The sequence below is a fragment of the Senegalia massiliensis genome, assembly GCF_900626135.1.
Lineage (GTDB): Bacteria > Bacillota > Clostridia > Tissierellales > SIT17 > Anaeromonas > Anaeromonas massiliensis.
In genome coordinates, this window is record NZ_LR130795.1 from 1 (window position 1) to 928 (window position 928).

At 49.4% G+C, this 928-nt stretch carries 1 tRNA gene and 1 rRNA gene; both read right to left on the bottom strand.

The features are described from left to right. Nucleotides 1-159: 159 nt before the first annotated feature. Nucleotides 160-235 (bottom strand) — tRNA-Ala (locus E0D94_RS14635). 64 nt (nucleotides 236-299) lie between these two features. Beyond that, nucleotides 300-928: ribosomal RNA gene (locus tag E0D94_RS14640) — 16S ribosomal RNA — on the bottom strand; the annotation flags it as partial.

Genomic DNA, 928 nt, shown 5'->3' on the forward strand with positions numbered 1-928 from the left:
TTCTAGTGCCAAGGCATTCACCCTATGCTCTTAAAAACTTGACCGGTGAAATGTATAATTAGTCAAATGACTTACATTTCGCTAAAATTGTTTTAATATATTTCTGTGTAATTTTCAAGGTACAAAATGTAGTCTAATTTAAAATCTAAACTACATAGATGGTGGAGGTAAGGAGACTCGAACTCCTGACCCCCTGCGTGCAAGGCAGGTGCTCTCCCAACTGAGCTATACCCCCATAAAAGAGTAAACTAAAATTAATTAGTCTCTCAAAAATGAACAGTGTAGAAATTACTCCTTAGAAAGGAGGTGATCCAGCCGCACCTTCCGATACGGCTACCTTGTTACGACTTCACCCCAGTCATTGATCCTACCTTCGACACCTGCATCCCGAGGGTTAGCTCGGTGGCTTCGGGTATTACCAACTCCCATGGTGTGACGGGCGGTGTGTACAAGGCCCGGGAACGCATTCACCGCGACATTCTGATCCGCGATTACTAGCAACTCCAACTTCATGTGGGCGAGTTGCAGCCCACAATCCGAACTGGGATCGGCTTATTGGGATTAGCTCCCCCTTGCGGGTTGGCTACCCGTTGTACCGACCATTGTAGCACGTGTGTAGCCCAGGACATAAGGGGCATGATGATTTGACGTCATCCCCACCTTCCTCCGGTTTGTCACCGGCAGTCCCTCTAGAGTGCCCAGCATAACCTGCTGGCAACTAAAGGCAAGGGTTGCGCTCGTTGCGGGACTTAACCCAACATCTCACGACACGAGCTGACGACAACCATGCACCACCTGTCACCACAGTCCCCGAAGGGAAGGCCTTATCTCTAAGGCTGTCTGTGGGATGTCAAGTCCTGGTAAGGTTCTTCGCGTTGCTTCGAATTAAACCACATGCTCCGCTGCTTGTGCGGGCCTCCGTCAATTC